The following is a 20,300-nucleotide window of genomic DNA, read 5'->3' as shown; positions in this document are numbered from 1 at the left end:
GGGAATCTACTCACGGCCTCGTTTTGGTCAAGGATTCTCTCAGGGCCCGGTGTCGATTGTGTCCATCTCCCCCTCGGAGGCTTTCCGATGCCTTCCAAGGCCTGCCGAGGGAGGCGCAGCTCGGCTGCGCTCGAGCGGCCCCTTCGTCCCCCTGCCCTCAGCCCAGCCAGTCCGGCACGAGCGGCGACGGCGCCGCCGTCGAGATCACCCAGAGCTGGTGCGCCGCGCGCGTCGCCCCGATGTGGAGCAGGTGCCGCGACTCGTCGTCCGCCGGGTAGGTCGACGCGTTCACGTCGACCAGCACCACGTAGTCGTACTCGAGGCCCTTCACCTGCCGGACCTCGGTCACCTCGACGCCGGGGCGGAACGCGAACTCGTAGGCGCGCACGCGCCGGAGGTTCGGGATCTCCGCCATCCTGAGGGCGTCGTAGTAGACGTCCGCCTGCTCGGGGTGGCGCGCCAGGATCGCCAGCGTCGCGCGGGGCTCGCGCGCGAACAGCGGGCGGATCGCGTCGGCGAGGAAGGCGACGGCCGCGCCGGCGCTCGGGAAATGGTGGTGCTCGACCGGCGCCCCGCTGCGCGGGGCGAGGGGCGGCGTCGGATCCGCCAGCGGGCCCAGCACCCCGCGGGCGAACGCGAGCACCTCGCGCGTCGAGCGGTACGCGATGCGCAGCGGCTCGACGTCGACCCGCGACAGGCCGAGGTCGTCGAGCGTCGCCCGCCAGTCGCGGAAGCCGGAGTCCATGAAGAGCCGCTGCGCCGTGTCGCCCGCCAGCGTCACGCTGCGCGGCTCGGCCACGACGCCGAGCAGCACCGCGAGGTCGATCGGCGCGAGATCCTGCGCCTCGTCCACGAAGAGGTGCTCGTAGACGAGCACGTTCTTCCCCTTGCGGAGCTCGCCCCGGAGCAGCTGGTACGCCCGCAGGAGGAGCGCGTCGTCCTCGGGGTCGAGCACCGCGCGGTCGTCGCTCGAGACCTCGCGCCCGTCCCCGCCCCGGTCGTCGTCGTCGTCCGCGGGCTCGTCGGCCATGGCCGCCTTGCGCTCGGCGCGGTCGCCGGGGTCGAGGTCGAGCACGGCGGGGCAGCGGTCCGCGCACCAGCGCCACGCGCGCTTCACCTGCTCCGGGCCGAACTCGGGGTCGCCCGCCGCCTCGAAGGCGGCCATCACCCGGTCGAGATCGGTGAGCACGTCCGCCCAGAACGCGAGGGTGCCGCGCGAGTCGCGCCGCGCCCGCGCGTCGTCCTTGAGCTCCGCCGCGCGCTGCTCGAGGAGGTGGAGCATCGCCGGGTGGGTCTTGTAGCGGGTCACGACCGAGGGCGTGTTCTCCTCGATCGGCGCCTCGAGCCACGGGAACGCGCGCTTCCGGGCCGCGCGCGCCCACTCGGAGAACGTCTCGACAGCGATGCCGCCCAGGCCGAGCGCGGGGAGGGCCTCGCTGATGTACGCGCGGAGCGCGGGGCTGCCGACGATGACGAGCATCTTGTCGGCGGTGAAGCGGCGGCCTCCGTTGTAGGAGAGGAAGGCGAGCCGGTGGACGCCGATCGTCGTCTTGCCGCTGCCGGCGCCGCCCTGGATGACCACGATGCCGGCGTCCGGCTTCGAGATGAGCTCGAACTGCCGCGGGTCGAGGAGCGCCGCGATCTCCGGGAGGTGCCGGTCCTCGCGGGCGTGGAACGCCGCCCCCGTCCCGAGCCCGCCGCGCGCGCCGCCCGCCGCCGCGCGCGCGATGTCCCGCATGTCCTCGGGGCGCACCGCGCTGCCCTGCCCGCCGGAGAGCTCGGTCGCCCGCGTCGCGATCTCGCGGAAGCCGCCCGAGGGCCCGCGCACGAGCGTCCCCTGCGGCGCCGAGATGCGATAGAGCTCGCCGTCGTCGATGGTCACGGTGCGCCGCACGAGCACGGTGCCCTCGACGTCGCGCTCGCCGAAGGTCTCCTCGTAGTCCGCGCCCTCCTCGTAGCGGTAGTAGATCTGGCTGACCGGGGCGTGGCGCCAGTCGACGATCCGCACGCCCGCGCTCGCGTCGACGAGCGTCGTGCGCCCGATGAGGACGTCGCGCTCGGGGCGGCCCTTCTCCCGGAGGCGCAGGTGGCCGAAGTAGGGCGACTTCGGATCGACGGGCTCGACGACGTTCTCGTTCCGCCGCGCGGCGATCCCTTGCAGGCGCTCCATCTGCTGCACAAGCGCCGGCACGTCCTCCAGCCGCGCCGCCGCGATCTGATCGCGCAGCGAGAGGAGCTGCTCCTCGTAGTTCTCGACAGGCGGCGGGCGCGACGGCTTGGTCGCGGCGGCGGCGAGGTGCGCGGTGACGCGGGCGAGCAGCGCCTCCTCCTCGTGCACGATCGCCGCGCCGTGCTCGCTCAGCCCGGCACCGGGCGCGCCGTCCGCAAACGTGGGAGGCGTGGGCGGCGCGGGCCGGGCGGACGTCGTGATGGTGGCCGAGGACGGCGCGGTGGACTGCTCTCGGGTGGGCGTGGGGCTCGTAGAACGATTCGCGGTCACGGGGATGCCGATGCGATGGTGGATGAGGTGACAGGCTGAGCCGGAGCGTCAGCACGCCAGACATCCGTCGCGGCCCGTTGACGCAGGAGGGTCGGACCTATTGACCGATCCGGCACAGCTCCGCAACCGTCGCGTGGGGCCCCCCACGCTATCCGCGTTTCGGCGCGTTTTCACGGGCCGGCGCGCGCCTCGACGGGGCGGTTCGCGCCTCGGCGTGCGCCTCGACGGGCCGGCGCGCGCCACGCGAGCGCCCTCGGTGCGTAACGTGCCCCGCGTCCAAGGGCGGATCCGCCGCGGGCGGTGGCGTTCTGGATTGAGGTCACGTGGGCGGACGCCGTACAAGGCAGCGATGCAAAACTGCGCGACCCGGTCCGACCGGCTCCTCGAGCTGATCCTCTTCTCGCTGCGCGATCGCGGGGCGCTCTGCGCGCTGGTCCTGGCCGCCTACCGGGTCGAGCTGACCAGCCTGCTCGACCGCGTCTCCTCGGGCTCGATCGGGGACGACGACGATCGGGAGGTCGCGCCGCACGCCCGGGGGGATCGCGCGGGTGGATCTCCGGCGCGCGCCCGCGCCGAGGGGCGCCGTACGGAGGCCCGGATCAGCGAGGAGGACGCGTTCCTCATCTACGATCTCGCCGGGTGCATCGCCGAGGCGGCGGGCGCGGCCCGCCTCCCGGTCGTCCGCCGCGACGCGCTTTCCCTCCGGGAGAAGGCGGCCGAGGTGCACGCCGGCGGCGAGCGCGCTGAGCGGGACATGTTCGCGGCCGGGCTCAGGGTGATCGACCGGATCCTCGACGCGGCCCGCGCGCAGCCCTCGCCGCGGAGCGAGCCCGCGAGCAAGGACCTGAACTGAGCGGAACCGAGCGGGACCGCGCGGGACCGCGCGGGAGCGTGCACGCCGGGCGCTCCATCGATGGCCTGCTCCCTGCACCGGGTGCCGCCGCGGGGCGCTCCGCCTCGGTCCCTGGGGCGGGCTCGCGTCCCGGCGGGTCGCGCTCGCGCCGAAGGACAGCATGAGCATCCCCTGCGCCGGCTCCCTCTCCGCGCCGCGAACGCTGCGAAGCCCGCTGGGGCGCGCGGCCGCAAGCGCGCCGATGCGCGTCTCCTTCGCCGGGGGTGGCAGCGACCTGCCCGGCATCGCCCGACAGGACGGCGGGCGCGTCGTGGGCGCCGCGATCGATCTGCGTGTGCGCGTGATCGTGGAGCCGTTCGATCGAGGCTGGGTGCGGCTCGAGCTCGCCGCGCGCGGCGAGGGGCGGGCGGAGCCGCACCCGACCGAGGGCGCCGGCGGCGCCGGAGGGGCGCGCGTCCTCCTGCGGCGCCGCGCGGATCCTCCGCGCGACGATCTCGCGTTCCGCCTGGTCGAGGCGACGCTCTCCGCTGCGGGCGTGGGCGACGGGGTCGCCCTGCGGGTCGAGAGCGAGACGTCGCCCGGGGCCGGCCTGGGCGGCAGCGCGTCGGTGGCGGTGGCGGCGCTGTTCGCGCTGCGCGCCTCGCTCGGAGAGGCCGCGGCGCCGGAGGATCTGGCGCGCGAGGCGGTCGCGATCGAGCGCGACCGCCTGTGCAACGCGTGCGGCGCGCAGGATCAGGTGTTCGCGGCGTTCGGGGGGCTGCTCGATCTCGCCTTCGACGCCGGCGGCTGCTCGGGGGTGCGGCCGCTCGCGATCGGCTGCCCGGACCTCGTGCCCGCGCTCTCGGCGGGGCTGCTGCTCGTGGACACGGAGGTGCGGCGCGTGTCGGGCGAGGTGCTGGATCGGATGGACGCCGGCTCGGCGTGCGACGCGAAGGGCGAGCTCGTGGCGGCGGCCGGCGAGGTCGCGCGCGGCTTCGAGATCGGCTCGCTCTCGCTGGTGCTCTCGGGCATGCGCCGGGGCGCGGCCGCGAAGGTGCGCCTCTCGAGGGCGGCGAGCGCGATCGCGCTCTCGCTGGAGCGGCAGCTCGACGGCCTCGGGGTCGAGGTCCTCCGGGTGTGCGGCGCAGGCGGCGGCGGGCACATCCTCGTGTGGGCGCCCGCCGAGCGCCACGCGCGCATCCTCGAGGCGCTCGGCCCGCGCCTCGTGCGGCGGCCCGCGCTCGGCGCCCCCGGCGTGCGGCTCGACGGGGGCTGACGCGCGGCGCTAGGCGCTCGTCCTGAGGCGGGCCTTGCGCGCGCCGCGCTCGAGCGCGAGCCCGATGAGGCGCTCGATCAGCTCGCGCGGGGGGATGCCGCTCGCCTCCCAGAGCTTCGGGTACATCGAGATCGCCGTGAAGCCGGGGATGGTGTTGATCTCGTTCACGTAGAGCGCGCGATCGGGCGAGAGGAAGAGGTCGACGCGGGCCATCCCCGACGCCTCCAGCGCGCGGAACGCGCGGAGCGCGACCAGCTGCACGGCGTTCGCCTCGGCCGGGGAGAGGTCGGCCGGGATCCGGATCGTGGCCCCGTCGGCGTCGATGTACTTCGCGGCGTAGGAGTAGAAGCCGTCGGCGTGCCCGACAACGATCTCGCCGGGCACGGAGGCGATGGGGTCGTCGTCGCCGAGCACGGAGCACTCGATCTCGCGCACGCCCTCGATGCCCTGCTCGCAGACGATCTTCAGATCGAACTCGAAGGCGTGCTCGACGGCCGCCTCGATCTCGGAGCGCGCCTTGACGCGCCGGACCCCGACGGACGACCCGAGGTTCGCGGGCTTGACGAAGATCGGCCCGAAGCCGGCGCTGCCGGCGGCGGAGAGGGCGGCGATCTGGTCGATGCACGCGCCGCGATCGCGGTCCCACGCGGCCCGGCGGAGCGTGACGTGGGGGACGATCGGGATCTCCGCCTCGCGGAGCAGGCGCTTCATCACGTCCTTGTCCATCCCCACGGCGGAGCCGAGCACGCCGGAGCCGACGTACGGGACGCCGGCGAGCTCGAGGAGGCCCTGGACGCAGCCGTCCTCGCCCGTGGGCCCGTGCAGGACGGGGAAGACGACGTCGATCGGGGCGCGCGCGCCGCCCGGCACGGTCAGCGTGGCCTCGCCGGCGGGCCCGGGGTGGGCGTCGAGGGCGATCTCCGGCATCGCCTCGTTCAGCCGGGCGAGGCGGGGGTCGCGCGCCGCGCCGAGGAGCAGCGCCTCTTCCTGGAGCAGCCAGCGGCCGGACTTGTCGATGCCGATGAGCACCGGCTCGAAGCGGTCTCGGTCGAGCGCCTCGACGACGAAGCGGGCGGACAGGAGGGAGATCTCGTGCTCGGCCGAGCGGCCGCCGAAGAGGACGGCGACGCGCACCTTGGCAGGGTTCGGCATGGCGGCACCCTAGCCGCGATCGCGCGCGGGGGCGAAGAAGCCGGCTACTCGGAGAGGCTACTCCGAGAGGACACGGAACGACTTGCGGACGGTCGCCATCGCCACGCGCGCGACGTGCCCGTCGGCGAGCTCGACGTCGACGGCGGTGAGCTGGCCCTGACGCTCGATCAGCCTGGCCACGCTCACCCTGGAGCCCCGGGCGACCTCGGCGCGCGCGACCTTGACGTCCGCGAGCGCCTCCAGCTGAGCGCCGACGGCGATGCCGTTCTCCACCTTCGCCGGCGCTTCCTCGGTCGCCCTCGCCGCTCCGGCGGGGACGACAACAGCCAGCGCCGCGACGACCGCAACGATGAGGCCGCCCGTCGTGCTCCTTCGACTGCAGGTGAGCATCGGGCCCGATTCTACGCGGAAGGAGAGCGATGTCACCTGCGTTGTCACCGGATCGGCTGGTCCGTCCGGGGAGCCCTCCGCGACGACATCGAGCGCGCCTGTCGGCGCGGAACGCAGGGGTGCATCGTCCCCATGGATGGAGCGGGCCCCAGGGAGCGGGCGCCCCGAGCAGGGAGCTCAGCGCGCTCAAGCAGGGCCGCACCGGCGAGCTCGACAAAAAGGGTCCCAATCTGCGGACCTCGCTCGTGTCCGACAAAGGCGAGGAGACATGATGAAACCGCGATCACTTATTACAGTCACAGCCGCGCTGCTGTTTCTCGGCGTCTCGATCCCCGAGGCCGTTGCGGAGGACAAGACACCGACCAAGCAAGAGAATTATAGTTATACGTTCACCGATGATCTGATGGATGCCTCGAACAGCTCCGCGACCGGCGCCATGCTCCAGGTCCGACAGCCCGGGCGTCGCGACAGGCTGCTCCGACCGAGACTCCACTTCGTGCCGGAGATGCTCAAGTCGATCGAAACGATGTGATGGGGCGCGCCGCCTTCTCGACGGAGGAGGAGCCGACGAGGAAAGGGTCACGCATCGGTCGATCGGCCCCGCCCACGGGACGGAACGGGCATCGCGCCGAAGCTAGGCTCCGGTCGATCTCCGGCGCCGCTCGCGCACCTCGCCGAGCTTGAGCACGATCTCGTGCATCCTGCGTTGCTCACTCTCCACCATCTGCTCGAGCTCGCGCTGAAACCATACGCCGAGCGTGCTCTCGATCGGGCGCGGGAGCCCCAGATCGCCCGGCTCCTCGGTCATCCAGAGGAGCTGCAGCCCGGAGGCTTCCAGCTGGTTGCGCGCGTACTGCATCGCGAGCTGGATCGCCTGCACACCGTCGATCCCGTACACGCACTTGCTGCATCCGTCGTCCAGGCCCTCGAAGACGACGGGACACGCCCAGTCCACCCCAGGAGGGCTCACCTCGAACGGCCGTCCAATCTTCAAGATGATTTCTCGCCCAGGCTGACCTTCCACGCTGTAGCGACGCTCCGCGATCGGCGAATCCTTCTCATCCATGCGATGAGGCTACTACGAGAACTCGACCGTGCACCACACGAGCCAGACAGGCCATGCTGCCGAGCTCGCAGAGTCTGTACGCTCGCGGCCTCTCCTGGGGCCGCATCAGCGCGCTCCCCCGCCCTGGTCGAGGCTACGCCTCTCCGCAGCTCGGCAGCTCGGCCGAGGCCGGCGTGCGGGTCCGCCTCGCGGCGGCCGCGGCGGCGACGTTTCGCTGAAGAGCAGGTGCTTCTCGATCCGCTCGCGGAGCAGCGCCGTCTCTAAGCGGTTCGGGTCCATACCTTCGTCCTGCTCGGCCAGCGACTCGAACAGGGCCGGCTTCATGTCGACCACGTCGAGCACCTTGTGCAGTATCGCGTGCTCGCCGTCACGCAGCCTCGGCGCGGTCTTCCGCTGCTCCTTGGTGAGCGTCACGAGGCCGGGGAAGAGCTCGTCGAGCTTCTCGACGAAACCGGCATCAGTGGCCGGGTGGCGCTAGAACCGGTGGCAGGATCAGGTCGAAACGGGCGGCAGGATCACGCCAGAATACGTAGTCATCACAAGCGAGCCAGCCGTCCATCTTCGAGCAGCACCCAGGGAGCTGAAGTCGAGTACGCCTCGACCCCTGCCAGGGGCAAACCAGGTGCGTCGGCGAGGACATCGATGCCTTCGCGGAGCTTCAACCCACGTTCGGTAAGCCGATACACTCGCGAGAGCATCGGGTGCGAGTCGGATGGCTCTGGCCCTGGCGCACGTTCCACAGCCGCGCCGGCGTCGTGGTCTGCCCAATGCTCTAGCCGGCGTGGCAGGAACAGGTCGCCCGTGCAGGAGAGCGTCCGCCACAAGTCCATTCCAGCCCGCAAGTCGCGCCCAACCACCGCGAGAGGAGTCTGCCACTCCGCAGACAGGATGGTCAGGAGCAGCTCGTCGAATCGACTGAGACGCAGCGCTCCCTCCGCAGTCCTTCTCGGAAAAAAGGACGAGAGGAGCTCCCACAAGGGCGCGAGTTCTGGAAACCCTTCGACGCCACGTGCGCAATTCTGCGCGAACGGCCTCGGGTCTGCTGCCGTGTACTGGCTCCAGAGGCGGACGGCACGCCGGTAGCGTCCGGGCGGCCAGGGACGCGCTTCACCGAGCCGCTCCGGGATCGTACCCAGCGCCGAGGCGGAGCACCACGTCGGCACGGCAGAGTCGTTGGTGTCCAGCCCCAGGAATGGAGGGTCCAGATCGACGACGACGATGTCCTTGCGGGGAATGGCACGCGTGCGCAGCCTACTGCAGACTCTCCAGAGCGCCACGCGCTCGCGCAGATTGGTGGACGAAACCCATACGAAAACCACAGGACCTATCTTGCGTTCAGCACCGATAGGGTCGTCAAAATCACCCCACCACGCCTGACGCGCAAGAACATGCTCGGACGCACCCACGCGAGACGGCCCAACAAGAACACAGTCGGAGTCGACGACAACGTTGACGGCCCCCAGCGGCGCGATGCGATCCGCCACGCGAGACTCGAAGACCACATGTGTCGCGCTAGCGATATCCACAGCGGAGACACTCACTAGATTCGTACGGCTCGCCGCGAAGGCAATAGTCAAGACAGTCGCGACAGAACGTATGACCGCTTGTCGTTATGCGCGCACAAGACCGTCCTTTGACCTGGCAAGCTTCAAAGTATTCGCTGCACCTGGTGACCGGGGCGCACCCTGCCATCTGCTCAGAGGCGCCGCTACCCACGTCGTCACCGTTTCGGTATCCATCTCCTGTAGCTGCTGACGGGATGATGATACTGCCACCTGGGCCGTCCGTTCCCTGGCCCCTGAGATAGCACTCACCCATGTCGAAGTTGCACGCCGTGAGAGCGGAAACGAGAACAGCGGCCGCCTTCGTTTTCGACCTGCGTCGCATGCCCCCTCCTCCAGGTCATTCCGGATACACGCGCGGAGAGGCGGGCGCAACGGTGATTCGCATCACTGCTCATGTCCTTGCGCTGCCGTTCATCAGGCCCCCGCTCCGCGGCCGAGCCCGAGTAGATCGCAGCGGGTTGCGATTCGTCGCGGACGAACTCAGCGCGGACGCGGAGATCGATGCGCACATTGGCAAACTCGGCGCGGTCATGGCTCACATGCTCGACGAACGCCTCTACACGGGATGCCTGAAGCGCGAGTTCGTCGAACTCCTGCTCGGGCTGGATATCGGACTGCGCTATTCGGCCGTAGAAGAGTGTCACGAACGTGCGCACGGTCGCGACGCGTCGCGCGCGAACCGCTCGATGGCTGCCATCACCGGTCGATGGCCGCCACGAACCGCTCGATGGCCGCCATGAACCGCTCGATGGCTGCCATGAACCGCTCGATGGCTGCCATGAACCGCTCGATGGCTGCCATGAACCGCTAGATGACTGCCCCGAACCGCTAGATGACTGCCCCGAACCGTTCGATGACTGCCCCGAACCGCTCGACGACGGCGCTCTTCGCCTCGCACCGCCAGTGCCCCCCTTTCGCGCCGCAAGCGCGCCCGAGATGGGTGAAGCATTCGGGCCCGAAGCAAAGCCTTGGCGAAGACGTTACGGCCGCGGGGTGAGCTGCGAGCGTTCTCCTCGAACACCTTGCCGTCCGTCACGACCATCGCCCCCGTGGCGACGTCCTGCCGCAGGAGGTGAGGTAGCCCCCGTGCTCTGCGGATGCCGAGGTGCACGATGCACGGCAGGCTTGGAACCGTGTAGCCTGTCGCGGTGCCGGGCCATGATCATCGCATCGAGGTGTTCCTCTCGTACGCGTCCGAGGACGGGGGGCTCCTTGCCAAGCTCGAAAAGCACCTCGCCGCCCTTCGCAGCGAAGGGCTGATCCAGAGCTTCCACGCCGGCGATGTCGGCGCCGGGCAGGCGTCGAGGGAGGTCACCGAGGGGCACCTCGAGCGTGCCGACCTGGTGCTGCTCCTCGTCAGCGCGGATTTCCTCGCCTCGCGCGAGTGCTACGAGCGCGACGTGGCGCGCGCGCTCGCGCGCCGTGAAGCCGGGCAGGCGCGGGTCGTTCCCGTGCTCCTGCGGGCGTGCGACTGGCGCCACACGAAGCTCGGCGAGCTCAAGCCGCTGCCCAAGAACGAGCGCCCGGTGAGGAGCTGGGAGGACGAGGACGAAGCGTTCGCCGAGGTGGCGCGGGGGATCCGCGAGGCCGTGACCGCGATCACGGGCGCCCGGTCGGCCGCCCTCCCCCACCGGGCGCCGCGGCGCGCGCAGGGCGAGGTCAGGCGCGCCGACAAGGTGCGGGAGATCATGCAGTCGCTGAGCAAGCCGGAGTGCGTCGGCGTGGCGCTGCTCGCACCGCTCGGCTTCGAGGCGCACCAGGTCGCCGGCGAGGTGCTCCACCGGCTGCAGCGCCCCGGAGAGGCGCTCTTGCCCGTGCGGCTCGTGCCGGAGGTCAGGGCGACGGACGAGGAGCGGTTCTATGGCCGCCTGCTGCGCGACCTGCGCTGGGCGCTGCCGGCGCCGTGGCGAGCGCTCGTTGACGCGCGCGCGGAGGGGAGCGCCAAGGATCGCTTCGAATACGCGGTGGACGACCTGCTCGGCGGGCCGGTCGCCGAGGCCGGAAGGAAGCTGCTCCTCGTGGTCGACGGGCTGGCGCACGTGCCGGCCCCGCAGCTCGAGCAGTGGGGGTACCTGATGGCGAGGCTCTCGAACCGGGGGCTGAAGCTGCTCGTCTGGGGCGGGCGGGAGCTGCACGAGCTCCGCACACGGCCACCTTCGGGCGGCTTGTACTCGGCGTTCCACGTGCTGACGCCGGTCTCGCTCGGCGCGCTGTCGGCCGGGGAGGTGCGCGACCTCGTGCTCGAGCGCGGCGGGGAGGAGGCGGCGGCCGAGGTGCTGTGCGACGAGACCGGTGGGCACCCGGCGCTCGTGCGCGAGCTGGTCGACGGGCACGCGGACGACGTGCGGGCCGGCGATCGCGAGGCGCTCCTCGCGCGCATCCTGGCGAGCGACCACATGGACCGGCTGCGGCGGACCGTGGGGGGCGACGCGGAGGCGCAGGAGGTCTTGAGAGCGCTCGCGGGTGTGGCGGAGAGGCCGCTGCCGCGGCGCCGGAGAGGCGAGGAGCGGCTCGCCTGGCTCGGCGTGCTGAAGGACGCGGGGGCCACGCGCTGGGACTGGGTGGCGCCCGCGATGCAGCGGTTCGCGGCAGAGTGGTCATGAGACGAGCGCTCGTGGCCGCCGCGCTGGCGGCGCTGGCGCTGCTGCCCGGCGCGGGGTGCCGGGAAGACCAGGCGCGGCTCGCGGCATGGGAGCTGCCGCTTGCGGAGGGGCCGGAGCTCCTGTCGAACCAGGTCACGGCCATCCATCGCGACAGCGGCGGCGTGCTCTGGTTCGGGACGTCGGGTGGAGGCGTGAGCCGCTTCGACCCAAAGGCTCGCTCCTGGTCCACCTACTCCACAAAAGACGGTCTCGCCAGCAACTATGTCCAAGCCATCGCCCAGGATGCCGATGGCTCGCTCTGGTTCGGGACTTCGGATGGCGTAAGCCGCTTCGACCCAAAGGCTCGCTCCTGGTCCACCTACTCCACCAAAGACGGCCTCGCCGACAACGATGTCCAAGCCATCGCCCAGGATGCAGATGGCTCGCTCTGGTTCGGGACTTTGAGTGGAGGCGTGAGCCGCTTCGACCCAAAGGCTCGCTCCTGGTCCACCTACTCCACCAAAGACGGCCTCGCCGACAACGATGTCCAAACCATCGCCCAGGATGCAGATGGCTCGCTCTGGTTCGGGACTTTGAGTGGAGGCGTGAGCCGCTTCGACCCAAAGGCTCGCTCCTGGTCCACCTACTCCACCAAAGACGGCCTCGCCAGCAACTATGTACAAGCCATCGCCCAGGATGCAGATGGCTCGCTCTGGTTCGGGACTTCGGATGGCGTAAGCCGCTTCGACCCAAAGGCTCGCTCCTGGTCCACCTACTCCACCAAAGACGGCCTCGCCAGCAACTATGTACAAGCCATCGCCCAGGATGCAGATGGCTCGCTCTGGTTCGGGACTGCGCGTGGCGTGAGCCGCTTCGACCCAAAGGCTCGCTCCTGGTCCACCTACTCCACCAAAGACGGCCTCGCCAGCAACTATGTACAAGCTATCGCCCAGGATGCAGATGGCTCGCTCTGGTTCGGGACTGCGCGTGGCGTGAGCCGCTTCGACCCAAAGGCTCGCTCCTGGTCCACCTACTCCACCAAAGACGGCCTCGCCAGCAACGATGTCCAAGCCATCGCCCAGGATGCCGATGGCTCGCTCTGGTTCGGGACTTCGGATGGCGTAAGCCGCTTCGACCCAAAGGCTCGCTCCTGGTCCACCTACTCCACCAAAGACGGCCTCGCCAGCAACGATGTCCAAGCCATCGCCCAGGATGCAGATGGCTCGCTCTGGTTCGGGACTTTGAGTGGAGGCGTGAGCCGCTTCGACCCAAAGGCTCGCTCCTGGTCCACCTACTCCACCAAAGACGGCCTCGCCAGCAACTATGTACAAGCCATCGCCCAGGATGCAGATGGCTCGCTCTGGTTCGGGACTGCGCGTGGCGTGAGCCGCTTCGACCCAAAGGCTCGCTCCTGGTCCACCTACTCCACCAAAGACGGCCTCGCCAGCAACTATGTACAAGCTATCGCCCAGGATGCAGATGGCTCGCTCTGGTTCGGGACTGCGCGTGGCGTGAGCCGCTTCGACCCAAAGGCTCGCTCCTGGTCCACCTACTCCACCAAAGACGGCCTCGCCAGCAACGATGTCCAAGCCATCGCCCAGGATGCAGATGGCTCGCTCTGGTTCGGGACTGCGCGTGGCGTGAGCCGCTTCGACCCCAAGACTCGCTCCTGGTCGTCGCACGCCACCAAACTCAACTCCACGCTCATCCCATCGATTCGATCGATTCGAGAGAACTCACGCACCTCAGTATGGACAGCAACAGGCTCGGGCGCAACCCGCCTTGTCCTCACGGGATCGAACGAATCCGGCGCAATGCTTACCACCGCGCCGTCCATCACACGGCTCGCGATCACGGGTGCCCTCGTCGCTGTTGCTCGACCCAGCGGCCTGTCACTGTGGATGCGTCAGCAAGGCGAACACGGTGATCAACTCGCCGCTGGGCCTTCCTTTCCCGCCGGCGCCAACATCACCGCGCTGGCTCCTGGCCCAGCCGGTGCCGTGTGGGTAGGGACCGATCTCAGCGGCCTCACACTGCGCGGGCCGGAATACGATCTCCAGATCACCCCGGACCAAGGCCTGCCGTCCGCGACGGTGACGGCCCTCTCTCCGGTGCCCGGTACGGGCTACGCCAGAGCATGGGTCGGCACCAGCGCCGGGCCGGCCCTGATCGCCTTGGAGGGGGACATGCCTCGCGTGGAGTCCGTCCGCTGGGAGCGCATGCCCACCGGTCCAGTCGACGCCCTGGCCGCCGCCGAGGATGGCTCCGTGTTCGTCGCCTACAACGCCATTCCGAGAGACCATTTCGTCGATTCCGAGCCGGCCGAGCGGCGTTCCCGCACCCGCATCGTTCACATCTCCGCACAAGGCGAGCCGCGCGAGCTCGCAACCGGCGACACCGTGTCCAGCAGCGATGTGCGCGCCCTCGCCTTCAGCCCCCAGCACGGTCTCTGGGCGGGCACGTCCGCGGGACTCTTCGTCATGAAGCCGAACGGAAAAGAGGACGCCGGTGCGGCGGCCGAGCGCTTCGAGCCGATGACCGGCAAGGGCCCCCTTCCTCCGATGCCGATCCGGCGGCTGGCCATCGCCCCCGACGAATTCCACACCCTCTGGATGGGCGTCGATCGGCAAGGCGACACGCCCCCGTTCGTCGTCGGGTACCGCCCTGGCACAGGCAGGGTCTACACGCTGACGCCCGATCTCGGCGTTCCCAGGGGTAGCGCCATCGATGATCTCGCGTTGACGCCAGACGGGGATCTCGTCGTCGCGGTCGGCGGGACCCTCGCCAGAGGTAGGGTCTTCGTCCCCTTCACCCCCCCTCTGCTGCCGAACTGGCTCGTCGCCAGCGCGCTCGGCGCGCTAATCGCCACCGCCGCCGCGATCGTCGCCCTCGCCCATCGCCGCAACCTCTACCTCCGTACCCCGCTCGCCGGCCGTGCCCCCTCCGGCCTACCCTCGGCCCTCGCTTCCATGCGCCGCCCCCGCGTGCGCGACGAGGGCTGGTCTCAACGTCACCTGCCGAAGACCCGCATTCCGCAGATCGAGGCGCTCGTGTCGACAGCCCCGCACGCCCCAACGCAGCTCCGTGCCCTGGCCGAGCTCCTCGGCATGGAGAACGCCACCTCCGCGCCCGTGCAGGAGCTCCCGCACGGCCTCTCGGTCCTCGCCGCCCGCCTCCCCTACCCGGCGCCGCTGCGCGGTCACACCGTCGCTCTCGTCTCGCTCGATCTCGACCAGGCCAGGCGCGCCGAGCCCGCCCACCTCCGCGCCGCCTTCGAGGTCGCCCTCCAGGACGCGGGCCACCAGCGCTTCGAGCTCCCCTTCGTGCTGCTGGCCCGCGACGACGTCGCGCGCGACCTCCTCCCCGCCGACCTGGACAGCCTCCACCTCGGCGAGCGCGAGCTCAAGGCCCTCCTCTTCGCCCGCAATCCACAGCACACCTTCGCGGGCCTGCTCCACGCCCGCCACCTCGTCGCCCTCTCGCCCTATGCCACCGCCGGCGAGGTGAAGGACGAGCAGATGTTCTTCGGCCGCGTGGCGCTCCTCAAGGAGCTCCTGCTCGCGAGCTCCATCCAGCACATCGTGATCGGCCCCCGCCGCGTCGGGAAGACGTCGCTCCTGAAGCGCCTCCTGCGCGAGCTCCCCGCCCGCCGGCCCGACGTCGAGGCCGTGTTCGTCGATCTGCTCGGCGTCGCCGACCACGCCCGCGCCGCCCGCGCGCTCGCCCGGGCGCTCAGGATCGACGCGCCCCGTGACCAGGACCCGGAGACGGCGCTCGCCGACCTCCTGCGCGCGCGGTTCCAGGACAGCGGCAAGAGGGGCGTTGTGCTCCTCGACGAGGCCGATGGGCTGATCCAGGCGGACGCGGCAAGGGGCTTTCCCCTGCTCGCCGCGATGCGGACGCTCCAGGCCGAAGAGGTCTGCTCCTTCGTCCTGGCCGGCTATCTCTTCCTCTACCGCGAGTCGCTCAACCAGCGCTCCCCTCTCTACAACTTCGCGACCGTCCGCCTGCTCGGCCCGCTCGAGCGCGAGGCCGCGCGCGACCTCGCGCTCAAGCCCATGCAGCGCCTCGGGGTCGCCTACGCCGACCCCGAGCTGCCAGCGCAGATCGCGGAGAAGACCGGCGGATACCCGAGCTTCGTCCAGGTCCTCTGCGACGCCGCGCTCGATGTGCTCCGGGACGCCGGCAGCGGCGACCTCGTGCTCTCCGCGGAGCACCTCGCGCTGGCCGAGCAGAAGGTGGGTATCTCGCTCCGCGACATCTTCCGCTCCAACGCCGGCGACGCGGCGCAGCTCCTCGTCCATCGATTGCTCGATCGGGACGACTTCTCCGCAGCCGACGCGGAGCAGGCTCTCACCAGCGCCCTCGGACGCGCGGTGCCCGCCGCGACCGTCGATCAGGCGCTCCAGGAGCTCAGGCTCTTCGGCTTCCTCGTGGAGCAGGACGACCGCTTCTCCTTCGCCATCCCCCTGCTCCGCGACACGCTCCGCGCCGGCGACCCGGCGCGCGAGGCCGAGCAGCTGGTCGAGGCGATGGCTCACGGCGGGTGAGCGCACGCTGGGCCGGCGGGCATCGACCCTGGGGTGCCATGAGGCGAGCGTCTCCTCGCGCTGCCCACCTGACGCCACGTGCCGTTTCGGATTTGAACGCAGAGACGCGGAGACGCGGAGACGCGGGGACGCAGAAAGGCGCTGAGAGAATGACCGAGAACGAGATCGTCACGATCGTGGTGGAGTCGGCGATCGAGGTTCATCGGACGCTCGGCGGACCAGGGCTGCTGGAGGCGGTGTACGAAGAGGCGCTCGCCTTCGAGTTGGAGTCACGCGGGCTCACGGTCCAGCGGTAAAGGGCCGTCCCGCTCGTGTACAAGGATCGGCGGACGCCTCGCAGAGCTCGGTATCGCGACGGCCACATTCGACCTGACCGACGTAGATAGCGCCAGGACGGCTGCCAGGTGAAGCGTCCGATCACGGTGAGCAGCGACACGGGGCCACTGAGAATGCGACGGTTCGCCACCGCAAATTCGTCCTTCTGGGCCTTCGTGGTCCTCGACGACGTGGCGGTGGATGCCTTCGGTGCCATGGTGAAGATACGCCTCCTTCTCGGGGCCAGGCCGCTCTGCATGAGGGGCCGGAGGATTTTTAGGTCGAGAGCGAGGTGCCGAATCGGAGCGCCGGGAGATGCGGAGCGCCGACGCGTCGAGGAGGCGGCGGAGGCCGCGCCGCGAGCGGCGGGCCATGGGGCCTGGCGGGGATGCGCAGGCGGGGGAAAGTGTTGCATAGGCCACAGAAATGGGCGCGCAGGAGGGTGCTGGGACGGCGCAGGAGGGTGCTGGGACGGCGCAGGAGGGCAGCTGGGGCGGCGCAGGAGCCTTGCGATCGTGACATAGGACACAAAAATGGGCGCGCAGGAGGGCAGCTGGGGCGGCGCAGGAGCCTTGCGATCGTGACATAGGACACAAAAATGGGCGCGCAGGAGGGCAGCTAGGGCGGCGTAGGAGGCGCGACGGGCCGGCGCAGGAGGGCGATGGGGCGGCGTAGGGAAGGCTTGCCCTGGCGATCCAGCGAGTACGCGACGCGTCATCTCACAACGGACGCGCCGCTTTCACGGCGCACAGGGGATCCCTCCGGGCCCCTACAGCAGCCAGCTCCCAACACCACGGAGCGACACCAGCGCGCCGACCGGCGGCGACCTGTACGCGACCCCCACGCCATCCACCGAGAAATCGTTGCGCCGGAGCGGCACCAGCGCGGCGGCGCCGACCTCGAAGCCGAGCGGACCTGCCAGGCTCGCCAGCGACAGCTCGATCGGCACCGCCAGCCACGTCTTCTCGACGGCGTCGTTCCGCGTGAAGCCGCTCGCCGCCGCCTTCAGCCGGCCAGCGTGAACGCCGGAGCACACGTCGAAGCGCAGGGCCCCCACGCCCGCGGCCGCGAAGCAGGCGCGGACGGCGCCGCCGAGCATCGTCTCGCGGAGCTCGCCCGGCCCGAGCTCCAGCGTCTGCGGGACGAGCCAGAGCGCGCCGATCGCCGCTCGAAATCGCGCACCGCCGATGCCGAGCTCCGCGGAGAGCGCGGGCGCGAAGGGACGCACCACGCCGAACAGGCCAGCAGCGCCCGCCGTCAGCGTGAGCCGCGTGGCGCCACGTTCGGACGTCGACGCCTCGCGCTCGCCGCCGCCGGCGCCCGCTGGCGCGGGCCGCGCGACCAGCGGCCGCTCCGCCGAGGCGCTGGGCGAAGGCGCCGGCGCTGGAGGCGCGGGCAGCGGAGCGTCGCGCGCGTCGCGCGCCTCGGCCCCGGGCCCCTGCGGGGACGACGCCTGCCCGTCGGAGTCGAGCAGCAGCGCGAGCGTCACCGCCGTCGCCTGCTCGAGCCCGGCGCAGCTGCGGCTGCGATCGCGCAGCTCGCGCGCGCCGCTCCCGCTGCGGATGGACGCGCGGAAGCCGTCGGCCTCCCGGGTGAACTCGACGACGTAGGAGCCGCTCGCACCCGTCTCCGGCCGGCCGCGCAGCTGCTCGACGCGCTCGATGAGGCGCGCCGCGTCCGGGCAGCTCTCGGCGCCAGCGCCGCGCGTCACGCTCAGGAACGGCTCGGTCTGCGCCGCGGCGGTCCCCGAAGCCGCCAGCATCGCACCAAAAACCACGGGAAAAGCGCGACGCCTCCGCATCGGGACGACGCGAGGGTAGCCGCCGCGCGGAGCACGCGCATTTATTTGTGATCGTCCCGGGCCGGCGTCCCCACTAGGAGACCGAGTGGTATCGTCCCTGCACAATTCCGCGCTCGATCTGGCGGCGTCTGCTCGTCTCGTTCGCTGACAGGTCACCGGGACGTCACGGCATGAGCACACCGGACCCCGAGTTTCGAGCCCTCTACGACGCGCACTTCAACTTCGTCTGGTGCTCGCTCAGGCGCCTCGGGGTGCGCGAAGCAGACGTGCTCGACCTGGCGCAGAAGGTGTTCTTGACCGCGCATTTCAAGCTCGCCGAGTTCGAGGGTCGATCGCTCCTCACGACATGGCTCTTCGGCATCTGCCAGCGTGTCGCGAGCGACTACCGGCGCTCAGCGCGGTTCCGGCGCGAGGTCACGACGGACGCCGCGGAGATGGACCTCTACGGAGGCGCGTCCGAGGAGCTCGCGCTGAGCGCGGAGTCGCGGCAGCGCGCGCAGGCGGCGGAGGCCATCTTGAACAAGCTGCCGGAGCCGCAGCGCCTCGTGTTCGTCCTGTTCGAGCTCGAGGAGAAGTCGGGGCAGGAGATCGCGGACCTGCTGGGCATTTCCGTGGGCACCGTGCGCTCGCGCCTCCGCCTGGCGCGCGAGACCTTCTCGCGAGAGGTCAAGCGCCTCGCGCTGGCACAGGACACGAGCCGAAAGGAGGCCGTGTGATGGGGGATCCTGAACGGCTGCTGAGCGTCAAGAGCGGGGCGGACCCGCTCGAGCGGGAGCTCCTTGGAAGCGTGCGCCACGTGGGTCCGCCCGAGGGCGCGAAGGAGCGCGCATGGCGCGGCATCGCGGGCCAGCTGGCGGCGGGGACGGCCGTCGGCGCCACGGCCGGCGCGAGCGCCGCCGCGGCCACGAAGGCTGGCGTGGGTTCGCTGTTGCCGTCGGCGCTCTCGGTCAAGGCAGCGGCGGTGCTCGTGGGCGGCGGCCTGGTGCTCGGCGGAGGGTACTGGGCCCTCTCCTCCCCGGACGAGGCGCCTGCGCCGCCCCGCACGGCGGCCCCGGAGCGCGCGCCTGCGGAGGTGCCGCAGGCCCCTGTGGCGCCTCTGCCTCTGGAGGAGCCCAAGGCACTTCCGGAGCCGCCGCTCCATGGTCCCACCGCGGGAGAGCCGACCCGGAGGCCGAGCGGACCGAAGCCGACGGAAACAGATCTTCTGCGCGCGGAGAGCGCGCTCCTCACGGAAGCGCGCGCCAAGCTGCGCTCCGGAGACGTGGCGGGAGCCACGGCGCTCCTCGAGCGCTTGCGCGCGCAGTTCCCGAACGGCGTGCTCCGGCAGGAGCGCGAGGTGCTCGCCATCGACGTGCTGGCCGCGCGCGGCAACGCACAGGAGGCGAAGCGGCGCGCTCAGGCCTTCGTCAAGCAGTATCCCAAGAGCCCCCACAGCGCGAAGCTAAGGCGGTTCCTGGATCAGCCGTGAAGCGCTGGTCGGCCGCTCGCGTCGTGGCTCTCGGCTGCCTTGCGGGCTCCGGGTGTGATGCGGAGATCACCTCGGTCGGAGCCTGGGCGCCGGTCGTGTCCGGATCGTCTTTTATCGAGGCGGAGCTAGGCGAGCTGAGCGACGGCTTCACCGTCGGTGAAGACAGCCGCGCTTCCGAGGGCCGTTTCATCGCGCCCCCGGCCGGAGTGACCTCGGACGGCACGCCGGGGCTCGCGCGAGCTCGCTACCGCTTCGAGGCGCCGAGCGGGGCAGAGTACGTGATCTGGGGGCGGATCCACGCTCCGAGCGCCCTCAACAACCGCTTCTGGTTCCAGGTGGACGGCGGAACCTGGTACCTCTGGCGCATCAGCGTCGGCGACATCTGGTTCTGGGACGATCTCCACGACAACACGAGCTATGGCGAGCCGCTCCGCTTTCCCCTCTCGGCCGGAGCTCACGAGCTCGTCCTCGCGAACGCCGTCGAGGGCGTCGGGCTGGATCGCCTGTACTTCACGCCGCATGGCGACGAGCCTCCGGGCAACGACACGCCCTGCGATCCGCCGCACTCGATCGAGATCGAAGGGGAATGCCTCCCGAGCTGCGGCGCCTTGAAGGGAACCGCGTGCGGCGACGTCCCGTGCGCCGGGCGCGAATTGCTCGAAGCCTACGATTGCGCGGTGTGCTGCAGCATCGAAGGACCGTGAACCGGCGGCGCTCCCGCCGTCGGGTCGGAGCTGGGCGACCGTAGACCTACCTCTTCGTACCAATCGAAACGTCTCCACGCTTCGACGACGAAAAAGGTG

Annotated in this window: 18 protein-coding genes; 9 read left to right on the top strand and 9 right to left on the bottom strand. The window is 70.7% G+C overall.

Features of this window, described 5'->3' with window-relative positions; genetic code table 11:
* Nucleotides 1-157: 157 nt before the first annotated feature.
* Nucleotides 158-2,500: an ATP-binding domain-containing protein gene (locus WMF46_RS03010; protein WP_437984210.1), complete on the bottom strand. Its 2,343-nt coding sequence runs from the start codon at nt 2,498-2,500 to the stop codon at nt 158-160.
* A 349-nt stretch (nt 2,501-2,849) separates the two neighbouring features.
* On the opposite strand from WMF46_RS03010, the gene WMF46_RS03005 reads away from it, so the two are divergent.
* Both WMF46_RS03005 and WMF46_RS03000 read left to right on the top strand, forming a co-directional pair.
* Nucleotides 2,850-3,353, top strand: a complete 504-nt coding sequence (locus tag WMF46_RS03005; protein WP_437984209.1) for a hypothetical protein — start codon at nt 2,850-2,852, stop codon at nt 3,351-3,353.
* 160 nt (nt 3,354-3,513) lie between these two features.
* Entirely contained in the window at nt 3,514-4,608 is a 1,095-nt protein-coding gene (locus WMF46_RS03000) for a GHMP family kinase ATP-binding protein (RefSeq protein WP_437984208.1), read from the top strand.
* A 9-nt stretch (nt 4,609-4,617) separates the two neighbouring features.
* Here WMF46_RS03000 and WMF46_RS02995 read toward each other — a convergent pair whose 3' ends face one another.
* Nucleotides 4,618-5,760, bottom strand: a complete 1,143-nt coding sequence (locus WMF46_RS02995; protein ID WP_437984207.1) for a D-alanine--D-alanine ligase family protein — start codon at nt 5,758-5,760, stop codon at nt 4,618-4,620.
* A gap of 57 nt (nt 5,761-5,817) precedes the next feature.
* Nucleotides 5,818-6,150, bottom strand: coding sequence for a hypothetical protein (locus tag WMF46_RS02990; protein ID WP_437984206.1), 333 nt, complete (start codon nt 6,148-6,150; stop codon nt 5,818-5,820).
* A gap of 268 nt (nt 6,151-6,418) precedes the next feature.
* Here WMF46_RS02990 and WMF46_RS02985 point away from each other — a divergent pair, with 268 nt between their 5' ends.
* Nucleotides 6,419-6,682 (top strand): hypothetical protein, encoded by a 264-nt coding sequence (locus tag WMF46_RS02985; protein ID WP_437984205.1) that lies wholly within the window; start codon nt 6,419-6,421, stop codon nt 6,680-6,682.
* A 102-nt stretch (nt 6,683-6,784) separates the two neighbouring features.
* Here the strand turns inward: WMF46_RS02985 and WMF46_RS02980 are convergent, their stop codons facing one another.
* From WMF46_RS02980 to WMF46_RS02960, 5 genes are all read right to left on the bottom strand, one after another.
* A complete protein-coding gene (locus tag WMF46_RS02980) occupies nt 6,785-7,216 on the bottom strand; it encodes a DUF6968 family protein (protein ID WP_437984204.1) in 432 nt (143 codons plus the stop codon).
* 105 nt (nt 7,217-7,321) lie between these two features.
* Nucleotides 7,322-7,630, bottom strand: coding sequence for a hypothetical protein (locus tag WMF46_RS02975; protein WP_437984203.1), 309 nt, complete (start codon nt 7,628-7,630; stop codon nt 7,322-7,324).
* Nucleotides 7,631-7,752: 122 nt separating this feature from the next.
* Nucleotides 7,753-8,700, bottom strand: coding sequence for a hypothetical protein (locus tag WMF46_RS02970; RefSeq protein WP_437984202.1), 948 nt, complete (start codon nt 8,698-8,700; stop codon nt 7,753-7,755).
* A 326-nt stretch (nt 8,701-9,026) separates the two neighbouring features.
* The gene (locus WMF46_RS02965; protein ID WP_437984201.1) at nt 9,027-9,437 is read right to left on the bottom strand and encodes a hypothetical protein; all 411 of its coding nucleotides are present in this window, start codon (nt 9,435-9,437) and stop codon (nt 9,027-9,029) included.
* Entirely contained in the window at nt 9,422-9,730 is a 309-nt protein-coding gene (locus WMF46_RS02960; RefSeq protein ID WP_437987844.1) for a hypothetical protein, read from the bottom strand. Before WMF46_RS02960 ends, WMF46_RS02965 begins: the two co-directional genes overlap by 16 nt.
* Before the next feature lie 199 nt (nt 9,731-9,929).
* Here WMF46_RS02960 and WMF46_RS02955 point away from each other — a divergent pair, with 199 nt between their 5' ends.
* The 3 genes from WMF46_RS02955 (at nt 9,930) to WMF46_RS02945 (ending at nt 16,209) form a co-directional block, all read left to right on the top strand.
* Nucleotides 9,930-11,384 carry a TIR domain-containing protein gene (locus tag WMF46_RS02955; protein ID WP_437984200.1) on the top strand — a complete coding sequence of 485 codons (1,455 nt, stop codon included), beginning with the start codon at nt 9,930-9,932 and terminating at the stop codon, nt 11,382-11,384.
* Complete coding sequence (locus WMF46_RS02950; RefSeq protein WP_437984199.1) at nt 11,381-15,913, top strand: two-component regulator propeller domain-containing protein; 4,533 nt, start codon at nt 11,381-11,383, stop codon at nt 15,911-15,913. The genes WMF46_RS02955 and WMF46_RS02950 overlap by 4 nt, the downstream gene beginning before the upstream one ends.
* 149 nt (nt 15,914-16,062) lie before the next feature.
* Nucleotides 16,063-16,209, top strand: a complete 147-nt coding sequence (locus tag WMF46_RS02945; protein WP_437984198.1) for a GxxExxY protein — start codon at nt 16,063-16,065, stop codon at nt 16,207-16,209.
* Nucleotides 16,210-16,997: 788 nt separating this feature from the next.
* Here the strand turns inward: WMF46_RS02945 and WMF46_RS02940 are convergent.
* A complete protein-coding gene (locus WMF46_RS02940; protein ID WP_437984197.1) occupies nt 16,998-17,990 on the bottom strand; it encodes a hypothetical protein in 993 nt (330 codons plus the stop codon).
* 209 nt (nt 17,991-18,199) lie between these two features.
* On the opposite strand from WMF46_RS02940, the gene WMF46_RS02935 reads away from it, so the two are divergent.
* From WMF46_RS02935 to WMF46_RS02925, 3 genes are read left to right on the top strand one after another with little or no spacing between them, the layout of a single operon-like run.
* Nucleotides 18,200-18,745 (top strand): RNA polymerase sigma factor, encoded by a 546-nt coding sequence (locus WMF46_RS02935; protein ID WP_437984196.1) that lies wholly within the window; start codon nt 18,200-18,202, stop codon nt 18,743-18,745.
* Nucleotides 18,745-19,497: a tetratricopeptide repeat protein gene (locus WMF46_RS02930; RefSeq protein ID WP_437984195.1), complete on the top strand. Its 753-nt coding sequence runs from the start codon at nt 18,745-18,747 to the stop codon at nt 19,495-19,497. The genes WMF46_RS02935 and WMF46_RS02930 overlap by 1 nt, the downstream gene beginning before the upstream one ends.
* Nucleotides 19,494-20,201: a hypothetical protein gene (locus tag WMF46_RS02925; protein WP_437984194.1), complete on the top strand. Its 708-nt coding sequence runs from the start codon at nt 19,494-19,496 to the stop codon at nt 20,199-20,201. The genes WMF46_RS02930 and WMF46_RS02925 overlap by 4 nt, the downstream gene beginning before the upstream one ends.
* Nucleotides 20,202-20,300: the final 99 nt, after the last annotated feature.

Origin of the sequence: Sorangium sp. So ce117, from assembly GCF_051524395.1 — a bacterium.
In the GTDB taxonomy this organism is placed as follows: domain Bacteria; phylum Myxococcota_A; class Polyangia; order Polyangiales; family Polyangiaceae; genus Sorangium; species Sorangium cellulosum_B.
Note: the sequence above shows the minus strand (reverse complement) of the source record. Positions and strands in the feature narration are given on the sequence as shown.